The 19,143-nt window shown below is 75.5% G+C and carries 18 protein-coding genes; 16 read left to right on the top strand and 2 right to left on the bottom strand.

The genetic code is table 11. The features are described from left to right. Nucleotides 1-25: 25 nt before the first annotated feature. The 11 genes from O2W18_RS01905 (at nt 26) to O2W18_RS01855 (ending at nt 11,585) form a co-directional block, all read left to right on the top strand. Complete coding sequence (locus O2W18_RS01905; RefSeq protein ID WP_269185889.1) at nt 26-2,131, top strand: putative cobaltochelatase; 2,106 nt, start codon at nt 26-28, stop codon at nt 2,129-2,131. A 1-nt stretch (nt 2,132) separates the two neighbouring features. Next, nucleotides 2,133-2,747, top strand: a complete 615-nt coding sequence (gene cobO, locus O2W18_RS01900) for a cob(I)yrinic acid a,c-diamide adenosyltransferase (RefSeq protein WP_269185888.1) — start codon at nt 2,133-2,135, stop codon at nt 2,745-2,747. A gap of 109 nt (nt 2,748-2,856) precedes the next feature. Next, nucleotides 2,857-4,239: a cobyrinate a,c-diamide synthase gene (locus O2W18_RS01895; RefSeq protein WP_269185887.1), complete on the top strand. Its 1,383-nt coding sequence runs from the start codon at nt 2,857-2,859 to the stop codon at nt 4,237-4,239. Next, nucleotides 4,226-4,942: an energy-coupling factor ABC transporter permease gene (locus O2W18_RS01890; RefSeq protein WP_269185886.1), complete on the top strand. Its 717-nt coding sequence runs from the start codon at nt 4,226-4,228 to the stop codon at nt 4,940-4,942. The genes O2W18_RS01895 and O2W18_RS01890 overlap by 14 nt, the downstream gene beginning before the upstream one ends. Then, nucleotides 4,939-5,259 carry an energy-coupling factor ABC transporter substrate-binding protein gene (locus O2W18_RS01885; protein ID WP_269185885.1) on the top strand — a complete coding sequence of 107 codons (321 nt, stop codon included), beginning with the start codon at nt 4,939-4,941 and terminating at the stop codon, nt 5,257-5,259. Before O2W18_RS01890 ends, O2W18_RS01885 begins: the two co-directional genes overlap by 4 nt. Then, nucleotides 5,256-5,993 (top strand): cobalt ECF transporter T component CbiQ, encoded by a 738-nt coding sequence (gene cbiQ / locus O2W18_RS01880; protein WP_269185884.1) that lies wholly within the window; start codon nt 5,256-5,258, stop codon nt 5,991-5,993. The genes O2W18_RS01885 and cbiQ overlap by 4 nt, the downstream gene beginning before the upstream one ends. 73 nt (nt 5,994-6,066) lie before the next feature. Next, entirely contained in the window at nt 6,067-6,912 is an 846-nt protein-coding gene (locus O2W18_RS01875) for an energy-coupling factor ABC transporter ATP-binding protein (RefSeq protein WP_269185883.1), read from the top strand. Next, nucleotides 6,909-8,360 (top strand): Rv2231c family pyridoxal phosphate-dependent protein CobC, encoded by a 1,452-nt coding sequence (gene cobC / locus O2W18_RS01870; RefSeq protein ID WP_269185882.1) that lies wholly within the window; start codon nt 6,909-6,911, stop codon nt 8,358-8,360. The genes O2W18_RS01875 and cobC overlap by 4 nt, the downstream gene beginning before the upstream one ends. Continuing rightward, nucleotides 8,357-9,448: a nicotinate-nucleotide--dimethylbenzimidazole phosphoribosyltransferase gene (gene cobT, locus O2W18_RS01865; RefSeq protein ID WP_269186727.1), complete on the top strand. Its 1,092-nt coding sequence runs from the start codon at nt 8,357-8,359 to the stop codon at nt 9,446-9,448. The genes cobC and cobT overlap by 4 nt, the downstream gene beginning before the upstream one ends. Beyond that, the gene (cobA, locus tag O2W18_RS01860; protein WP_269185881.1) at nt 9,445-10,677 is read left to right on the top strand and encodes a uroporphyrinogen-III C-methyltransferase; all 1,233 of its coding nucleotides are present in this window, start codon (nt 9,445-9,447) and stop codon (nt 10,675-10,677) included. The genes cobT and cobA overlap by 4 nt, the downstream gene beginning before the upstream one ends. A 41-nt stretch (nt 10,678-10,718) precedes the next feature. Continuing rightward, the gene (locus O2W18_RS01855; RefSeq protein WP_269185880.1) at nt 10,719-11,585 is read left to right on the top strand and encodes an alpha/beta fold hydrolase; all 867 of its coding nucleotides are present in this window, start codon (nt 10,719-10,721) and stop codon (nt 11,583-11,585) included. 30 nt (nt 11,586-11,615) lie between these two features. Here the strand turns inward: O2W18_RS01855 and O2W18_RS01850 are convergent, their stop codons facing one another. After that, nucleotides 11,616-12,599, bottom strand: a complete 984-nt coding sequence (locus O2W18_RS01850) for an EamA family transporter (protein WP_269185879.1) — start codon at nt 12,597-12,599, stop codon at nt 11,616-11,618. Nucleotides 12,600-12,678: 79 nt separating this feature from the next. Here O2W18_RS01850 and O2W18_RS01845 point away from each other — a divergent pair, with 79 nt between their 5' ends. After that, entirely contained in the window at nt 12,679-13,227 is a 549-nt protein-coding gene (locus tag O2W18_RS01845; protein ID WP_269185878.1) for a CGNR zinc finger domain-containing protein, read from the top strand. 59 nt (nt 13,228-13,286) lie between these two features. After that, complete coding sequence (locus O2W18_RS01840; protein ID WP_269185877.1) at nt 13,287-14,618, top strand: alpha/beta hydrolase; 1,332 nt, start codon at nt 13,287-13,289, stop codon at nt 14,616-14,618. Nucleotides 14,619-14,658: 40 nt separating this feature from the next. Here O2W18_RS01840 and O2W18_RS01835 read toward each other — a convergent pair whose 3' ends face one another. Beyond that, nucleotides 14,659-15,384 carry a (2Fe-2S)-binding protein gene (locus O2W18_RS01835; RefSeq protein ID WP_269185876.1) on the bottom strand — a complete coding sequence of 242 codons (726 nt, stop codon included), beginning with the start codon at nt 15,382-15,384 and terminating at the stop codon, nt 14,659-14,661. A gap of 128 nt (nt 15,385-15,512) precedes the next feature. Between O2W18_RS01835 and acs the strand changes: the two genes are divergently transcribed. From acs to O2W18_RS01820, 3 genes are all read left to right on the top strand, one after another. Further along, nucleotides 15,513-17,495 carry an acetate--CoA ligase gene (gene acs, locus O2W18_RS01830; protein ID WP_269185875.1) on the top strand — a complete coding sequence of 661 codons (1,983 nt, stop codon included), beginning with the start codon at nt 15,513-15,515 and terminating at the stop codon, nt 17,493-17,495. Between the two features lie 250 nt (nt 17,496-17,745). Continuing rightward, a complete protein-coding gene (locus O2W18_RS01825) occupies nt 17,746-18,453 on the top strand; it encodes a helix-turn-helix domain-containing protein (RefSeq protein ID WP_269185874.1) in 708 nt (235 codons plus the stop codon). Nucleotides 18,454-18,490: 37 nt separating this feature from the next. Continuing rightward, nucleotides 18,491-19,102, top strand: a complete 612-nt coding sequence (locus O2W18_RS01820; protein WP_331254052.1) for a phage holin family protein — start codon at nt 18,491-18,493, stop codon at nt 19,100-19,102. The last annotated feature ends 41 nt before the right edge of the window (nt 19,103-19,143 follow it).

Raw genomic sequence — 19,143 nt, 5'->3', positions numbered from 1 at the left:
CGGGGAGAGGACCTGTGGTCTCTTCATGACCTATCCCTTCGGCGCCGTCGTCGGCATGGACGACATGCGGCTGGCGCTGCTGCTCAACGCCGTCTCCCCTGCCGTCGGCGGGGTGCTCGTGCGTGGCGAGAAGGGCACGGCGAAGTCCACGACGGTGCGCGCCCTGGCCGCCGTCCTGCCCCCGGTCGACGTCGTCGCCGGCTGCCGCTTCGCCTGCGACCCCGCCGCCCCCGACCCGGAGTGCCCCGACGGCCCGCACTCGGCCGACGACCGCCCCGTCACCCGGCCGGCCAAGCTCGTCGAGCTGCCGGTCGGCGCCTCGGAGGACCGGCTGGTCGGCTCGCTGGACCTGGAGCGCGCGCTGACCGAGGGCGTGAAGTCCTTCGAGCCAGGGCTGCTGGCCGGGGCGCACCGCGGCGTGCTGTACGTCGACGAGGTCAACCTGCTGCACGACCACCTGGTCGACCTGCTGCTGGACGCCGCTGCCCTGGGCCGGGCCTACGTCGAGCGCGAGGGCGTCTCGGTGCGGCACGCCGCCCGCTTCCTGCTGGTCGGCACCATGAACCCGGAGGAGGGCGAGCTCCGCCCCCAGCTGCTGGACCGGTTCGGGCTCACCGTCGAGGTGGCCGCCCCACGGGACGCCGACCTGCGCGCAGAGGTGGTCCGCCGCCGCTTCGGCTACGACGCCGATCCGGCCGGCTTCGCCGCCGCCTGGTCCGCGTCCGAGCGGGAACTGGCCGACCAGATCGCCGCCGCCCGCGCGCTGCTGCCCCGGGTGGTGCTGAGCGACGCGGCGCTGCGCCAGGTCACCAGCGTCTGCGCCGCCTTCGACGTCGACGGCCTGCGCGCCGACCTGGTCACCGCCCGCGCCGCCATCGCGCACGCGGCCTGGTGCGGGCGCACCGACGTCACCGAGGACGACGTCCGGGTTGCCGCCCGGCTCGCCCTGCCACACCGCCGCCGGCGCAACCCCTTCGACGCCCCCGGCCTGGACGACGAGACCCTGGACCAGGCGCTGGAGGACTCCCGCCCCGACTCCCCGCCGGACGACGACCCCACCCCACCCGAGGGCACCGACCCCACCGACGGCGACCCTCAGGACGGCGGCCCATCCCCTGACGGGGGCGGCTCCCCTCCCCCGGGCGACGGCCCCCCTGACCACCAAAATGGCCATTCTGGTGGTGCTGAGGGTGAGTCGGCACCAGCTCCGGAGGGCGGCGGGGCGGCGGACGAGCAGGGGCCGACGACGGCGCCGCGGGGTGAGGGCGGCGGGCACACCGACGCCGCGCCCGCACCGGAGAAGGCGGCCGTCGCCCCCGACACCGCGTTCCGGGTGCAGCGGCTGGAGGTGCCCGGCATCGGCGCGGGCGCAGCCGGCCGGCGGTCCCGGGCCCGCAGCGAGCGCGGCCGGGTGGTCGGCTCCCGCCGTCCCGAGGGCAGCGTGACCAAGCTGCACCTGGTCGACACCGTGCTCGCCGCGGCACCGCACCAGCGGGCCCGCGGGCGCACCGGCACCGGCCTGCGGGTCGAGCGCGCCGACCTGCGCCAGGCCACGCTCGAGGGCCGCGAGGGCAACCTGGTCCTCTTCGTCGTCGACGCCAGCGGCTCGATGGGCGCCCGCTCCCGGATGGCCGCGGTGAAGGGCGCCGTCCTCTCGTTGCTGGTGGACGCCTACCAGCGCCGGGACAAGGTCGGCCTGATCACCTTCCGCGGCGGGGACGCCGAGCTCACCCTGCCGCCGACCTGGTCGGTGGAGGCCGCCGCCGCCCGGCTGACCAGCCTGCCCACCGGCGGGCGGACCCCGCTGGCCGCGGGGCTGCTGCGGGCGCACGAGACGCTGCGGCTGGAACGGGTGCGTGACCCGCAGCGCCGTCCGTTGCTCGTCGTCGTCACCGACGGCCGGGCGACCGGGCCGCGCGGCGGCGACCACCTCGCCGACGCCCGCCGGGCCGCCGGGCTGCTGGCCGCGGCCGGGACGGCGAGCGTCGTCGTCGACTGCGAGTCCGGGCCGGTGCGGCTCGGCCTGGCCGCCTCCCTCGGGGTGGCGTTGGGCGCGCGGACGATGCGGCTCGAGGAGCTCGGCGCCGAGGCGCTGTCCGGCGTCGTCCGCTCGGTACGAGAGGCGGCCTGACATGCCCCAGGGACAGGTCGCCGTCGTCCCCGCCGACGGGCTCAGCACCCGGCAGCGCCGCAACCGCCCACTGCTCGCCGTGCACACCGGGGAGATGAAGGGCAAGTCCACCGCCGCCTTCGGGATGGCGATGCGGGCGTGGAACCAGGGCTGGTCGATCGCGGTCTACCAGTTCGTCAAGAGCGCCAAGTGGAAGGTCGGCGAGGAGAACGCGCTGACCGCCCTCGGGGAGCTGCATGCGGCGACCGGGCAGGGCGGCCCGGTCGTCTGGCACAAGATGGGCTCGGGCTGGTCGTGGTCTCGCCGGGCCGGCACCGAGATCGACCACGCCGCCGACGCCGCCGAGGGCTGGGCGCAGATCAAGCGCGACCTGGCCACCGAGGCGCACCGCTTCTACGTGCTCGACGAGTTCACCTACCCGCTGAAGTGGGGCTGGGTGGACGTCGAGGACGTCGTGGAGACCCTGACGAACCGGCCGGGCAACCAGCACGTCGTCATCACCGGGCGCGACGCCCCGCCGGCGCTGATAGAGGCCGCCGACCTGGTCGTGGAGATGACCAAGGTCAAGCACCCGATGGACGCCGGCCAGAAGGGCCAACGGGGGATCGAGTGGTGACCCGCCTCCGCCTTACGACAGAAATGGCCATTTCTGTCGCTCCTCGCCGACCGTCACGTCCCGACCCGGGGACAGAAATGGCCATTTCTGTTGCGGTGGGGGCCGGGCGATGAGGATGCCGCGGATCGTGGTCGCGGCGCCGTCGTCGAACGCCGGGAAGACGTCGATCACCACCGGGCTGATCGCGGCGCTGACCGCCCGCGGGCTGACCGTGAGCCCGCACAAGGTCGGCCCCGACTACATCGACCCGGGCTACCACGGCCTCGCCGCCGGCCGGCCGGGCCGCAACCTGGACAAGTGGCTGGTCGGCGACGACCGGATCACCCCGCTGTTCCTGCACGGCTCCCGGGGCGCCGACGTCGCGGTCGTCGAGGGCGTGATGGGGCTGTTCGACGGCGCCGCGCACGCCAGCGTCGAACCCGGCTACGGCTCCACCGCCCAGGTCGCCGCGCACCTGCAGGCGCCGGTGGTGCTCGTGGTCGACGCCGCCTCGCAGGCCCGCAGCGTGGCCGCGCTGGTGCACGGCTTCGCCACCTTCGACCCGACGGTGCGGATCGGCGGCGTCGTCCTCAACCGGGTCGGCAGCGACCGGCACGAGTCGATCCTGCGCGAGGCGCTGGGCACGGCTGGGGTGCCGGTGCTCGGTGCGGTCCGCCGGATCACCGAACTGCAGACGCCGTCCCGGCACCTGGGCCTGGTGCCGGCGGCCGAGCGGTCGGCGGAGGCGGTCCGCACGGTGCGCGCGCTGGGCGCGGTGGTCGAGTCGAGCATCGACCTGGACGCCGTCCTGCGGCTGGCCCGCACCGCGCCGGACCTCACCGGCGAGCCGTGGGACCCGGCCGCCGAGGTGACCCGGGTCGAGGGCCGGCCGGTGATCGCCGTGGCCGGCGGCCCGGCCTTCACCTTCGGGTACGCCGAGACCGCCGAGCTGCTCACCGCGGCCGGCGCCGAGGTGGTGACCGTCGACCCGCTGCGGGACGACGCGCTCCCCGAGGGGACCCGGGCGCTGGTCGTCGGGGGCGGCTTCCCCGAGGTGCACGCCAGCGCGCTCAGCGCGAACGTCGGCCTCCGGACGGCGATCGCCGACCTGGCCGCCCGCGGGGGTCCGATCGCCGCGGAGTGCGCCGGGCTGCTGTACCTCTCCCAGGAGCTGGACGGCGAACCCATGTGCGGCGTGCTGCCGACGACGACCGCGATGCACCCGCGGCTCACGCTGGGCTACCGGGCCGCGGTGGCGCTCACCGACAGCGTGCTGGCCCCGGCCGGCACGCGGGTGCGCGGGCACGAGTTCCACCGCACCACCGCCGGCCCCGCCGCCGGGGCGACCCCCGCCTGGCAGTGGAACGCCGACGGACCGGAGGGGTTCGTGGCCGGCAACGTGCACGCCTCCTACCTGCACCTGAACTGGGCCGGGTCCCCCGGGATGGCCACCCGCTTCGCCGCCGCCGCCGCCGCGCGGCTCCCCCAGGAGGTCGGCCGTGCACATCGCTGAGGGGTTCCTGCCGCCCGCGCACGCCATCGGCTGGACGATCGCCGCCGCCCCGTTCGTCGTCCACGGCGCCCGGGCGGTGGTCACGGAGGTGCGGGAGAACCCGGAGTCGACCCTGCTGCTCGGCGCCGCCGGGGCGTTCACCTTCGTGCTCAGCGCGATCAAGCTGCCCTCGATCACCGGCAGCTCCAGCCACCCGACCGGCACCGGGCTGGGCGCCGTGCTCTTCCGGCCACCGGTGATGGCGCTGCTCGGCACGGTCGTGCTGCTGTTCCAGGCGCTGCTGCTCGCACACGGCGGGCTGACCACCCTGGGCGCCAACGCCTTCTCCATGGCGGTCGTCGGCCCCTGGGCCGGCTACGCCGCCTACCGGCTGGTCCGGCGCAGCGGGGGCGGGCTGCTCCCCGGGGTGTTCGCCGCGATGGCGGTCGCCGACCTGGCCACCTACGTGACGACGGCGCTGCAGCTGGCCTGGGCGCACCCCGACGCGGCCAGCGGCTTCGGCGGGGCGGCGGCGAAGTTCCTGTCCGTCTTCGCCTTCACCCAGGTGCCGCTGGCGATCGGTGAGGGCCTGCTCGGCGTCCTGCTGTTCCGGGTGCTCGTGGTCAGCGCCCGCCCTGAGCTGGAGCGCCTCGGCGTCCTCCGGCCCGCCCCGGCGGCTCCCGGCGTGGACAGCGGAGCGGCGGAGCGGGAGGCGACCCGATGAGGCGGCACCTGGTCACGGCCCTGCTGGTGCTGGCCGTCATCGCCCTGTTCGCCACGCCCCTGCTGCTCGACGGCGCCAGCGAGTACGCCGGCACGGACAGCCAGGCGACCGAGCTGATCGAGGAGTCCGACGCCGGCTACGAGCCGTGGTTCGAGTCGGTCTTCTCCCCCGGCTCCTCGGAGATCGAGTCCGGCCTGTTCGCGCTGCAGGCGGCCCTGGGTGGCGGGGTGCTGGGCTACGTGCTCGGCCGGCTGAAGGGCCGGCGGACAGCGGAGCAGACGGCGGGGAAGTCGCTCACGCCGCCGACGACGCCGTGAGCGGGCTGGCGATCGACGACGCCGCCTGGGCCAGTGCCTGGCGGCTGCGCTCCCCCGCCGACAAGCTGCTGCTCAGCGGCGGACTGGTGCTCGCCGCCCTGGTGCTCCCGGCCTGGCCCGGCAGCGTGCTCGTCGGGCTGGCCGCCGTCGTCCTGGCGCTGGGGCCGGCCCGGGTGCCGGCGCGCACGTTCGGCCGGGCGATCCGGCTGCCGCTGGCGTTCATCCTGGTCGGGGCGCTGACGGCCGTCGTCCAGGTCGGGGACGGCGGCCTCGGCTGGGCGCCGGACGCCGCCGCCCAGGCGGGCGGGCTGATCGCGCACGCGGTGGCCGGCAGCGCGGCGGTGCTGCTGCTGGCGACGACGACGCCGATGTCGGACCTGCTGCCCGCGCTGCACCGGCTGCGGGTGCCCGACGCCGTCGTCGAGGTGGCCTCGGTGACCTACCGGATGCTGTTCGTGCTGCTCACCAGCCTGTCGACCATCCGCGAGGCGCAGGCCGCCCGGATGGGGCACGCGGGCATCCGGAACTCCTACCGCTCCTCCGGGATGCTGGCCGCCGCCGTGCTCACCCGCTCCTGGGACCGGGCCCGGCGGCTGTCCGACGGGCTGGCCGGGCGCGGCATGGAGACCGGGTTGCGCGTGCTCCCGGAGGTGCTGCCCTCCTCCCCCCGGTTCGTCACGACCACCCTCGCCGGCCTGACCGCCCTCGTCACCGTGGGCCTGGTCGGGGCATGAGCGAGCTCGCGAGCTCGTCCATGGGCGCAGCGCCTCGGCGATCACCGCCGACGAGCGCCGGCGATGAGGCGCTGTGAGCCACCTGACGCTGGCCGCCGAGGCCCTGGTCGCCGGGTACGAACGGGGCGCCCGGGTGCTCGACGGCGCCTCACTGACCGTGCCGCCCGGCCGCCGGCTCGCGCTGCTGGGCGCGAACGGTTCGGGCAAGACGACGCTGCTGCGCTGCCTGTCCGGGGCGCTGCCGCCCACCCGCGGCCGGATCACCCTGGACGACGCCGAGCTGCACTTCACCCGGAAGGGCCTGCGCGCCCACCGGCAGGCGGTGCAGCTGGTGCTGCAGGACCCCGACGACCAGCTGTTCAGCGCCTCGGTCGCCCAGGACGTCTCCTTCGGGCCGGTCAACCTCGGTCTGCCGGAGGAGGAGGTCCGCGCCCGGGTGGCCGAGGCCCTGGAGTTGCTCGCCGTGGCGCACCTGGCCGGCCGCCCGACGCATCAGCTCTCCTACGGCGAGCGCAAGCGGGTGGCGATCGCCGGCGCGGTGGCGATGCGGCCCTGCGTGCTGATGCTCGACGAGCCGACCGCCGGGCTCGACCCGACCGCGGTCGGCGAGGCGCTGGCCGCACTGGCCCGGCTGCAGGAGGCCGACTCGACGATCGTGATGAGCACCCATGACGTCGACCTGGCGCTGCGCTGGGCCGACGAGGTCGCCATCGTGGTGGACGGCGGGGTGGTGCAGGGTGCGCCGGACGTCGTCCTGGGCGACGACGCGCTGCTGGCCCGGGCCCGGCTCGACCGCCCCTGGGCGCTCAGCGTCGGTGCCCGGCTGCAGGCCCTCGGGCTGCTGCCCGACGGCGCCCTCCCCCGCGACGCCGACGCGCTGCTGGCCGCCCTCCCCGACCGCCCCGGGGTGCGCACGTGACCGCTCCGGGGACCACCGTCGGCGTGGGCGTCTCGACCGGGGCGACCGCCGAGGAGGTGCTGGCCGCTGTCGACGCCGTGCTGCCGGCGCCGGAGGGCCCGGTCCGGCTGGCCACGCTGGACGTCCGGGCCGCCGAGCCGGGGGTGCGCGAGGCGGCGGCGCGCCGCGGCTGGCTGCTGACCGGGCACCCGGCCGCCGCCCTGGCCGCCGTCCCGGTGCCCACCCCGTCGGCGCGGGTCGCCGCCGCCGTCGGGACGGCGTCGGTCGCCGAGGCGGCGGCGCTGCTCGGGGGCGGGCGGCTCGTCGTCAGCAAACGGGTGCACGGCCGGGTCACGGTCGCGGTGGCCGTCTCCACCGACGTGCACGACGTCGACCTGCGGCACCAAGACATCGACCTCCGGCACCAAGACATCGACCTCCGGCACCATGGCGACGTCGAGGTCGGCCCCGGCCTGGTCGACCTCGCGGTCAACGTCCGAGCGGACGCCCCACCGGCCTGGCTGCGCGCCGTCCTGGTCGACGCCCTCGACGCCAGCGCCGCCTACCCCGACCCGCGCCCGGCCCGCGCCGCGGTCGCCGCCGCGCACCACCGCGACCCGGCCGAGGTGCTGCTCACCGCCGGTGCGGCCGAGACGTTCACGCTGGTCGCCCGGGCGCTGCGCCCCCACCGCGCGGTCGTCGTCCACCCCTCCTTCACCGAGCCGGAGGCCGCGCTGCGCGCCGCCGGCCACCCGGTGGAGCGGCTGCTGCTGACCGGGCCGGGGTACCGGCTGGACCCGGCGGCGGTCCCGGCCGACGCCGACCTGGTGGTCGTCGGCAACCCGACCAACCCGACGTCGGTGCTGCACCGCGCCGCCGACCTCGCTGCGCTGGCCCGGCCGGGGCGGGTGCTGCTGGTGGACGAGGCGTTCGCCGACACCGTGCCCGGGGAGCCGGAGTCGCTGGCCGCCCGCACCGACCTGCCCGGGCTGCTGGTCGTGCGCAGCCTGACCAAGACCTGGGGCCTGGCCGGGCTGCGGGTCGGCTACGCCCTGGGCCCGGCCGACCTGGTCGCCGCACTGGCCGCGCAGCAACCGCACTGGCCGGTCTCGACCCCCGCGCTCGCCGCGCTGGCCGCCTGCACCGCACCGTCCGCCCGGGCGGAGGCCGAGGAGGTGGCCCAGCGGCTCACCGAGCACCGGGCCGCGCTGCTCGCCGCGCTGCCGCCTGCGGTCGAGGTGGTCGCCGAGCCCCGGTCGTCGTTCGTGCTGCTGCGCGTGCCGGCGGGTGCCCGGGTGCGCGAGCGGCTCCGGGCACGGGGCTGGGCGGTGCGCCGGGGCGACACGTTCCCGGGCCTGACCAGCGACCACCTGCGGGTCGCCGTCCGGGACCCGGAGACCTCCCGTGCGTTCGCGTCGGCGCTGGCTGAGACCCTTGACCCGATCGACACGACCGAGGAGGTCCGCTGAGCACCGACCCGACCCCCTTCGCCGGCACGCTGCTGGGTGCGACCATCGCGGCCATCACCCCGCGGGACAGCACCGCCGAGCGGGCCGCTCGGGAGCGGCTGGACCGGATGACCAAGCCCCCCGGCTCCCTCGGCGTGCTCGAGGACGTCGCGGCGCAACTGGCCGGCATCGCCGGGGTGTGCCCGCCCCCGCTGCCCGAGCCGGCCGCGGTCGCGGTCTTCGCCGGCGACCACGGCGTGCACGCCCAGGGCGTCACCCCGTGGCCGCAGGAGGTCACCGCGCAGATGGTGGCGAACTTCGCCGCCGGCGGCGCCGTGGTCAACGCCTTCGCCGCCCAGCTGGGTGCCGCGGTGGTCGTGGTCGACGTCGGCGTGGCCACCCCGGTCGGCCCCGCCGCGGGGCTGCTGGAGCGCAACGTCCGCCGCGGTACCGCCGACCTCTCGCTCGGTCCGGCGATGACCCTCGCGGAGGCCCGGCAGGCCGTCGAGGTCGGCATCGGGGTGGCGACGACGCTCGCCGCCGCCGGCTCCGGGTGCCTGGTCACCGGCGACATGGGGATCGGCAACACCACCGCCGCCGCGGCCCTGGTCTGCGCGTTCACCGGCGCCGCCCCGGCTGCGGCGACCGGCCGCGGCACCGGCATCGACGACCCCACGCTGGAGCGCAAGATCGCGGTGGTCACCCGCGCGGTGGCCCGGGTGCCGGCCCGCCCGGCCACGCCGGAGGCGGCCCTCGCCGCGCTGGCCGAGCTGGGTGGCCTCGAGCACGCCGCGCTGGCCGGCTTCGTGCTCGGTGCCGCGGCCGCCCGGGTGCCGGTGCTGCTGGACGGCGTGATCGCCGGCTCGGCCGCCCTCGTCGCCGCAGCGCTGTGCCCCGCCGCTCTGGAGCACGCCCTGGCCGGGCACACGTCGGCCGAGCCGGGCGCCGGCCTGGCCCTGCGCGCACTGGGCCTGCGCCCGCTGCTCGGGCTCGACCTCCGCCTCGGCGAGGGCACCGGGGCGCTGCTGAGCCTGCCCCTGGTCGCCAGCGCGGCCCGTGCGCTGCGCGACGTCGCCACCTTCGACTCCGCCGGTGTGACCGAGAAGTGACCGCCTCTCCCGATCCGGGCACCGTCTACCCGGTGGGCCTGCGGCTGACCGGGCGCCGCGTCGTCGTCGTCGGCGGCGGCCAGGTCGCGCACCGCCGGGTCGCCGGGCTCCTGGAGGCCCGCGCGCAGGTCACCGTGGTCAGCCCCGAGCTCACCCCGGCCCTCGAGGCCCTCGTCGCACCCGGCTCGGTCACCTGGCACCCGCGGCGCTGGGTCGAGGGCGACCTCGCCGGGGCGTGGTACGCCGTGGCCGCCACCGACGACCCCGACGTGAACGCCGCCGTCGCCGCCGAGGCAGAGCGCGACCGGGTGTTCTGCGCCCGCGCCGACGACCGCTCCGTCTCCACCGTCTGGACCCCGGCGGTCGGCCGGCAGGGCGACCTGGTCATCGGCGTGCACGGGGGCGGTGACCCGCAGCGGGCCATCGGCGTGCGGGACGCGGTGCTGACCGGGTTGACCGACGGCTCCATCGCCGACCGTGCCGCCCGCACGCCCTCGGTGGCCGCCGGCAGCGTCGTCCTGGTGGGCGGCGGGCCGGGTGACCCGGGGCTGGTGACGGTGCGCGGCCGGCAGGCGGTCGCCACGGCGGACGTCGTCGTCGCCGACCACCTGGCCCCGCAGGGGCTGCTGGCCTCGCTGCCCGCCGACGTGCTGGTCATCGACGCCTCCAAGCTGCCGCGCGGGCGCTCGATGGCGCAGGAGCAGATCAACGAGCTGCTGGTGTCCCACGCCCTGGCCGGCCGCCGGGTGGTGCGCCTCAAGGGCGGCGACCCGTTCGTCTTCGGCCGCGGCTACGAGGAGCTCGAGGCGTGTGCCGCAGCCGGCGTGCCGGTCGAGGTCGTGCCCGGGGTGACCAGCGCGATCGCCGTCCCCGGCCTGGCGGGGATCCCGGTCACCCACCGGGGGCTGACGCACGAGTTCGTCGTGGTCTCCGGGCACGTGCCGCCGGGGCACCCGGCGTCACTGGTCGACTGGGCGGCGCTGGGCCGGCTGCGCGGCACCGTCGTGGTGCTGATGGGCGTGGACACCGCCCCGGCGATCTCCGCCGCCCTGGTCGAGCACGGCCGGGCGCCGGAGACGCCGGTCGCCGTCGTCAGCGACGGCGCCAGCCCCTCGCAGCGGACGCTGCGCACCACCCTCGCCGGGCTGGCGAAGACCATCGCCGACGAGGGCGTCCGGCCGCCCGCCGTGTGGGTCGTCGGCGACGTGGTGGCTCTCGGCGCCGGCTGATCCACGCAGCGACCGGCGCGCGTTCGACGTACGTTCCCCCGGTGCGCCACGTCGTCTCCTTCGATGCCACCGTCCTGCCCCTGCAGATCCAGGGCCCGACCGACGGCCCCCTGGTCGTGCTGGTCAACGGCCTGGGCATGACCACGGGCTCCTGGGGTCGCGTTCCCGAGCTGCTCGCCGACCGTCACCGGGTGGTGCAGTACGACCTGCGCGGCCACGGGCGCAGCGGGAACGCACCCACCGGCGACTACAACCTCGAGGCACACGCCCACGACCTGGCGGCCGTGCTGGAGGAGGTGGTGCCCGACGGGCAGCAGGCGGTCCTGGTCGGCAGCAGCCTCGGCGGCGGCATCATCGTCGTGCACGCCCGCGACCTCGGGCTGGACCGCATCAGCGGGGTCGTCTTCGCCGGTTCGGGCGGCTCGGGGGTCACCTTCCCCGGGCTCGCCCTCGACCTGCCGCCGGTGGCTCGCCGCATGCTCCGCCGGGTCTGGCTCTACGTCCTGCGCCTGGTGGCCGTGGTCGCCAACCGGGTCAAGCCGATCGTGCCGCTCGCCGACTGGCTGGTGCGGCAGTTCGCCTTCGAGCCGGGTGCGCCGAAGGACGCGGTGGCCCAGGTGCGGGAGGACTTCATGGGCAGCCGGCGGGTCGCGCTGGCCCGGACCACGCTGGCCAGCGTCAGCACCAACGGCGTCGCGTACGCCTCGGCGCTGACCGTGCCCACCCTGGTGGTGCACGGCGAGTACGACCCGGAGGTGCCGCAGGAGGAGATCGACGAGCTGATGCCGAAGCTCGCCCACGGTGAGCTCGTCCAGCTGCCCGGCGCCGGGCACATGGTGGCCCTGACCCGCACCGAGGAGACCGCCGAGCAGATCGCCCGCTGGGTCCGCCGGGTCCGGGGCAGCTGACTCCGCGGGCCGGTGCCGGAGGCGGCGGGTTCACCGCCCGGGCGTCGGCGCCTGCGGCTCCGCGTGGCCCGGCACCGGGTCGACGTCGGCCGTCTCGGCCGGTGTGCGGTCCTCCCCCAGCCGGACCAGCACGATCCCCACCAGGACGACGACCCCGCCGACCAGCTGCACGGCGTTCGGCTGCTGCCCCAGCGCCAGCCAGGCCGCCACGACAGCGAACAGCACCTCGCTCAGACCGACGAACGAGCTGAGCCGCGAGCCGAGCCGCCGGACGGCGGCGATCCCGGTGGCGTAGGCGAGCGCCGCCGACACCAACGCCACGCCGAGCACCGGCACCAGCCAGCTGGTCGACCGGCCGGCCAGCTCGACGTCCACGGCGGTGGTGCGCCACGGGAGGACGCCGACGAGAGCCGCCGCCCCGAGCACCAGGGCACCCACCCCGAGCCCCGCCCAGGCACTGACCAGCGGCGGCAGCGCGTCGTCGGAGTGGGCGGAGAGGACGAAGTAGGAGGCCAGCCCCACCGCTGCGATCAGCCCCCACATCACGCCCACCGGGTCGATCCGGGCGCCGCTGAGAACGTCGAGGACCAGCACCAGGCCGCCGACGGCCACCACGACCCCGGCGCCGGTGACCCGGCTCGGCCGTTGCCCGAGCCGCGCCCAGGTCCACAGCACGACGAGCAGCACCCCGGAGTACTCCAGCAGCAGCGCCACGCCCACCGACAGCCGGGAGACCGCGTAGAAGTAGGCCAGCTGGGGCAGCGCGACGGCCAGCGCGCCGAAGGCCAGGACGGCGCCGGCGTTGGCCCGCAGCAGCGACCACCTGCCCCGCAGCTGGACCAGGGCCGGGACGGCCAGCGCCACCGACGCCACCCCGACCCGCACGGTCACGGCGGAGCCTGCGGTCCAGCCGGCGTCCAACAGGGCGGTGGCGAACACCCCCGAGGTGCCGAACGCGGCCGCGGAGACCACGGCCAGCAGCAGTCCGATCAGCCCGGTTCGGCGGTCCAGCACGGCAGACACCTCCTCGTCAGGAGCCAACCGACGTACGCTCCTGTACAGCGGGACGCTAGCAGAGGAGTACAGGAGTCACATGCTCTTTGCCCATGACACCGAGGTGGGGCTCGCCAGCGCCGCCGCGCTGGTGAACACCACCGGGGACGGGGAGGAGCAACTGCCCGACCCGCCGGCGTTGACTGCGTTCCTGGACGAGTGGCAGTTCACCGGCAGCCGGGCCGGCGATGCCGCCGAGCTGGCCGCGGTGCACGAGCTGCGGTCGGTGCTGGCCGGGGTCTGGGACGCCGACGAGGACGGCGTGGTCGCGATCGTGAACCGGTTGCTGCGCGAGGGGAACGCCCTGCCGCAGTTGGTCCGGCACGGCGACTGGGGCTACCACGTGCACGCCACCGAGCCGGACGCCTCGGTCGCCCACCGGTGGGGCGTGGAGGCCGCCATGGCCGTGGCCGACGTGGTGCGCGCCGGCGCGCTCGACCGGTTGCGCCGGTGCGCCGCCTCCGGCTGTGACGACGTCCTGGTGGACCTCACCAAGAACGCGAGCCGGCGGTTCTGCGACAGCACGTGCGCCAACCGCGAGCACGTGGCCGCCTACCGGGCCCGCCGCGCGGCCGACCCGCCCATGTGATCCACAACACGCGGGGCTAGCGTCCGGTCACCGTCAACGACGACGTCCCGGAGGACCCCATGCACCGCCCCACCCGACTGCTGCTCGCGCCGATGGCGCTCGCCCTGGTCAGCACCGTGTTCACCGGCCCGGCCACGGCCCAGCCGAAGCACCAGCCCGCCCCCCAGTACCCGCAGTCGCCCGAGGTCGAGTACGTCGTCGACGAGGCGGCGCTGCCGTTCGAAGCGCTGCCGGGCACCAGCACCACCCGCACCTGGGGCGTGCTGAAGGGCGCCGGCTACCGGATCGAGGTGCCGGCGGACTGGAACGGCGACCTGGTCATGTGGGCGCACGGGTACCGCGGCACCGGCCCGGAGCTGACCGTCGACGCCCCACCCGACGGCCTCCGACAGCACCTGGTCGACGAGGGCTACGCCTGGGCGGCCTCCAGCTACACCGAGAACGGGTACGACGTCGTCTCCGGGGTGAAGAGCACCCACCGGCTGCTGCGGTACTTCGAGAAGACGGTGGGCAAGGCCGACCTCACCTACCTGTCCGGGGTCTCGATGGGCGGACACGTCACCGGGGTGAGCATCGAGCAGTACCCGAACGACTACGACGGCGCGCTGCCGGCGTGCGGCGTGATGGGCGACCGGCGGCTGTTCGACACGTTCCTGGACTACAACGCCGCCGCGCAGGCGCTCACCGACACCCCGCCGGTCTACCCGGCGCCGGCCGACTACCTGACCACCACCGTGCCGCAGATGAAGGCCGAGCTCGGGACTCCCTACCCGTTCGTCCTCACCGAGGCCGGCGCGGACCTGCGGGCGCTCACCGAGCAGCGGACCGGCGGCGACCGGCCGCTGTTCGAGGCGGGCTTCGCCGCCTTCGCCGACTTCCTGTTCACCGTCTACCCGGTCTACCCGGGCCTCGGCGAGGAGCGCGGCGCGGTCGGCGGCAACGCGGACACGGTCTACCAGCTGGACGCCGACCCGGAGCTGACGGCCGAGGAGCAAGCGCTGAACGAGGAGATCCTGCGGGTGCGGGCCGACCGCGGCAGCCGCGGCCTCTCCGGGGTCCCCACCATCGACGGGCGCTTCGACGTCCCGGTGCTGTCGCTGCACGGCCTGGGCGACCTGTTCGTGCCGTTCAGCATGGAGCAGGAGTACGCCCGGGACGCCGCCGCCCGTGGCAACAGCGACCTGCTCGTGCAGCGCGCCATCCGCTCCGTCGCGCACTGCGACTTCAGCGCGGAGGAGTACCAGCAGGCGTTCACCGACCTCGTCGCCTGGGTCGAGGACGGCGTGCGGCCGGCCGGTGACGACGTGCTCGACGCCGCGGCGGTCGCCGACCCGCAGTACGGCTGCCGTTTCACGGTGCCGCGGCGGGCCTACGACGTCGGCGCCTGCTGATCGCCGGCACGGGGGGCCGCCGCACCGGCCCCCCGTGCCGTCACATCCGTTCGGCGAGGTCCTCGAGCAGCACCTGACGCTCGGCCGGCTCCCGGCGCGGGCACGAGGTGCAGACCACCTCGTGCGGCACCCGGTAGAGCAGGCAGCACGAGGCGCGCCGGGTGAACCGGGCCGTGCCCCCGCCGGGCCGGCCGACGTCGACGTAGCGCGGCGCCGGCACCGGCTCCCCGATCGCGGCGGCCAGCGGTCCGGCCAGCGCGGTCACCGCGCTCTCGTCCCCGACCGCACGACCGAGGGCGAGCAGCCGGTTGGCGAGCGAGTCGGTGGCGATCGCCCACAGCGGCCGTTCGCGGGTCCCGCCCGCCTCGGCCACCGCGGCGACGACCGAGCCGATCGCCGCCCGCAGGTCGCCGACCACGTCCGGACCACCGCTCCGGCGGGTGGTCGCCGCCACCGGCACGCCACCGGGCAGCGCGTGCACCGTGGTGTCCGCCAGCCGTGCCGACAGGGGCACCCCGGTCACCAGCCCGGCCAGCACCGGGGTGAGGAGCACGCTGGACACCGAGTACCACCAGACGGTGGCCAGCACCCGCCGGTCGTCGGTCCGCTGCCGCACGGCACGGGCGGCCAGCACCTCCGCCGTCCACCCCGGGTCGGCCAGCAGCGGCCCCGGGACGACGGTCGCCGCCGGTGGGGCGAGCAGCCCCAGTGCCGCGGCGCCGGGCAGCCGGGACACCACCAGCGCCTGGGCCCCGTCGTCCGTCACCCGACCAGTCTGCCCAGCTCGGGACGGCCGGCGCGCGACACGGACCTGACGGGACCGTGACCGGGGCCATAGGTTGTGCGTGAGGCAGCGTCGCGAAGTCGAGGCGGCGCCCGACCACGGAGGTGCGCATGAGCGAGACGACCGACCACGCACAGAGCAACCAGGCCCTGTCCGACCAGCTGCCCGAGGGGGGCTTCCCGCCCCCGGCCGAGCTCGCCGCGGCCGCCAACGCCGGACCCGACGTCCACCAACGCGCGGCCGCCGACCGGATCGCCTTCTGGGAGGAGGCCGCCCGGCGACTGGACTGGGCCGAGCCCTGGGAGCAGGCGCTGGACTGGAGCAACCCGCCGTTCGCCAAGTGGTTCGTCGGCGGGAAGCTCAACGTCGCGGTCAACTGCGTCGACCGGCACGTCGAGGCCGGCCACGGCGACCAGGTGGCCTACCACTGGGTCGGTGAGCCCGGCGACACCCGCACGCTGACCTACGCCGACCTCAAGGACGAGGTCTGCCGCACGGCGAACGCGCTCACCGAGCTGGGCGTGAACGCCGGCGACCGGGTGGCGATCTACCTTCCGATGATCCCGGAGGCGGTGATCTCCATGCTGGCCTGCGCCCGCATCGGCGCCGTGCACATGGTGGTCTTCGGTGGTTTCTCCCCCGATGCCCTCGCCAGCCGGATCACCGACGCCGACGCGAAGGTCGTCATCACCGCCGACGGCGGCTACCGGCGGGGTGCACCGAGCCCGCTGAAGCCGAACGTCGACGAGGCGCTGACCAAGACCGAGGGCGTGCGCAGCGTGCTGGTGGTCAAGCGCACCGAGACCGACGTCGAGTGGACCGAGGGCCGCGACGTCTGGTGGCACGACCTGGTCGCCGGACAGTCGGCCGAGCACGAGGCGCAGGCCTTCGACGCCGAGCACCCGCTCTACATCATGTACACCTCGGGCACGACGGCGAAGCCCAAGGGGATCCTGCACACCTCCGGCGGCTACCTCACCCAGGTCTCCTACACCCACTGGGCGACCTTCGACCTCAAGCCCGACACGGACGTCTTCTGGACCGCGGCCGACGTCGGCTGGGTCACCGGCCACAGCTACATCGTCTACGGGCCGCTGGCCAACCGGGCGACCTCGGTGATGTACGAGGGCACCCCGGAGACCCCGCACCGGGGCCGCTGGTGGGAGATCGTGCAGCAGTACGGGGTCACGATCCTGTACACCGCCCCGACCACGATCCGCACGTTCATGAAGTGGGGCGACGACGTCCCGGCCGGCTTCGACCTCTCCTCGCTGCGGCTGCTCGGCTCGGTCGGTGAGCCGATCAACCCCGAGGCCTGGCTCTGGTACCACAAGAACATCGGCGGCAGCCGCTGCCCGATCGTGGACACCTGGTGGCAGACCGAGACCGGCGGCCACATGATCACGCCGCTGCCGGGCACGACCACCCTCAAGCCCGGCTCCGCGCAGCGCCCGTTCCCGGGCATCGCGGCCAGCGTGGTCGACGAGGAGGGCAAGCCGATCGAGCCCGGCGCCACCGGTTACCTGGTGCTCACCGAGCCCTGGCCGGCCATGCTGCGCACCATCTGGGGCGACGACGAGCGGTACAAGGACACCTACTGGAGCCGGTACGGCCAGGGGGTCTACTTCGCCGGCGACGGCGCCAAGCTGGACGAGGACGGCGACATCTGGCTGCTCGGCCGGGTCGACGACGTCATGAACGTCTCCGGGCACCGGATCTCCACCACCGAGGTCGAGTCCGCGCTGGTCAGCCACCCGACGGTGGCCGAGGCCGCAGTCGTCGGCGCCACCGACCCCACCACCGGGCAGGGCATCGTCGCGTTCGTGATCCTGCGCGGGGACGCCGTCGACTCCGGCGAGGACCTGGTGAAGGTGCTGCGCCAGCACGTCCGCAAGGAGATCGGGCCGATCGCCAGCCCGCGCCAGATCATGGTCGTCGCCGAGCTGCCCAAGACCCGCTCGGGCAAGATCATGCGCCGGTTGCTGCGGGACATCGCGGAGAACCGGGAGCTGGGCGACGTCAGCACCCTGACCGACTCCTCGGTGATGGACCTGATCAGCTCCAAGCTCCCCGCCGCCCCCAGCGAGGACTGAGGGGACGCCCGTCGGGGCCCGACGCAGCGGCCGGGGCGAGATCCCGGCCGCAGGAGGACAGGGCTGCGAGGGGCATCGGCGGAGCTTGTGCTCTGCTCACCACCAGTGAGCAGAGCACAAGCTCCGCCAGCACGTCACCGGCTCGCGCGCCACACCCCAGGGGCTCAGCGCTGGCCACCCGGCTCCCACCCGTCCACAGGGGTGTCCGCCCGCCCCGCGTCGCCATCGCTGGGACGGCACGATCGGACGGATGACGGACGACGCGCCCGCCGAGCCGGCGTCGGGCATCGACGTGCCGGCCGATGGCATGCCGCTGCGACTCGGATCGCTGCGGCGCCGTATCCGCCGCACCGCCGATCTCTCCCAACGGGACCTTGCGGGGGCGCTCGGCATCGCCGCCTCCATGGTCGCCCAGGTCGAGACCGGAGCCCGGGACCTGCCCGCGACCGTGCTGGCCCGGGCGGCGACGCTGGCCGGGCTCCGGCTGGGGCTCCTCGATGCGTCCGGCCGGGAGGTGGGCGGCATGACTCCCGACGCCGTCCGGGACCGACGCGGTCGCCTCTTCCCGGCCCACCTGGACGTCCGCCACGGGGACGAGGGCTGGTGGCACGGCGACGAGCGCTACAGCCGGACCCCACCCTGGTACACCTTCGACCGGGGGCGACCGCTGCGAGACGGGTTCCGACAAGCCACCGGCACACCGGCCGACCACCAGCTGCCCCGGCCCGGGGACAGCCCGGACGACCGAGCCCGTGCCCGACGCCTCGCCGCCGTCGCTCGACAGCGGGAGCGACGAGCCCCCCGCGGCACCGAGCGGCGCTGGGGTGCCCTCCTGGTGTTGACCTGCCGCTGCCCGGCAGCGTGTGACGGGCTCCTCTTCAGTGACGAAGAGCTCTCCGCGGGACGACGGGCGGTCCCGCACGTGGACGACTGCCGGTGCCGGTGCGACATCGCCTGAGCAGCCCCGTGGCCCGCACGGGTGACCCCGGACAGCGATGAACGTCGGCATGCGGCACGATCACCCGGACAGCACGTGCCGCGTCGTCCGATCGGCACCGACCAGGGAGGAGCCATCCGTGGCCCACAGCGTCTCGACGACTCCGCCGGCGGGTCGTCCCGCCGGGGCGACTCCGCTCGCGGGTCGTCCCACCGGGCCCGCCGAACCCTCGGTCGGCACGCTCGCCAAGAGCGCGATGGCCGACGTGTCCACCCTCGTGCGTGACGAGATCGAGCTGGCCAAGGCCGAGATCGGTACGTCGGTCAAGCGCGGCGGGGCCGGTGCCGCAGCCTTCGCCGCAGCCGGTGTGATGCTGGCTTTCGCCGGGTTCTTCTTCTTCTTCTTCCTCGCCGAGCTGCTCGCCGTCTGGCTCCCCCGGTGGGCGGCCTTCCTCATCGTGTTCGGCCTGCTCGTCCTGGTCGCGGCGATCGTCGGCCTGGTCGGCTGGCGACTGGTCAAGAAGATCAAGAAGCCCGAGCGCACCATCGAGACGCTGCAGGACCTCCCCGATGTCATGCGTCGCGAGGCCCCCGGCAAGCGGACCCACGACCTGCCGACCGTGCGGGACGGCCAGGTCGTCCGCCAGGACGCGCACGCCCCCCTGCGCTGAACCTGCGAGACGGGGCCCGCCGGCTCACCAGGCGCGGGGCG

Origin of the sequence: Modestobacter sp. VKM Ac-2983, assembly GCF_026967885.1 — a bacterium.
Lineage (GTDB): Bacteria > Actinomycetota > Actinomycetes > Mycobacteriales > Geodermatophilaceae > Modestobacter.
This window is presented reverse-complemented; position numbering and strand designations above follow the sequence as displayed.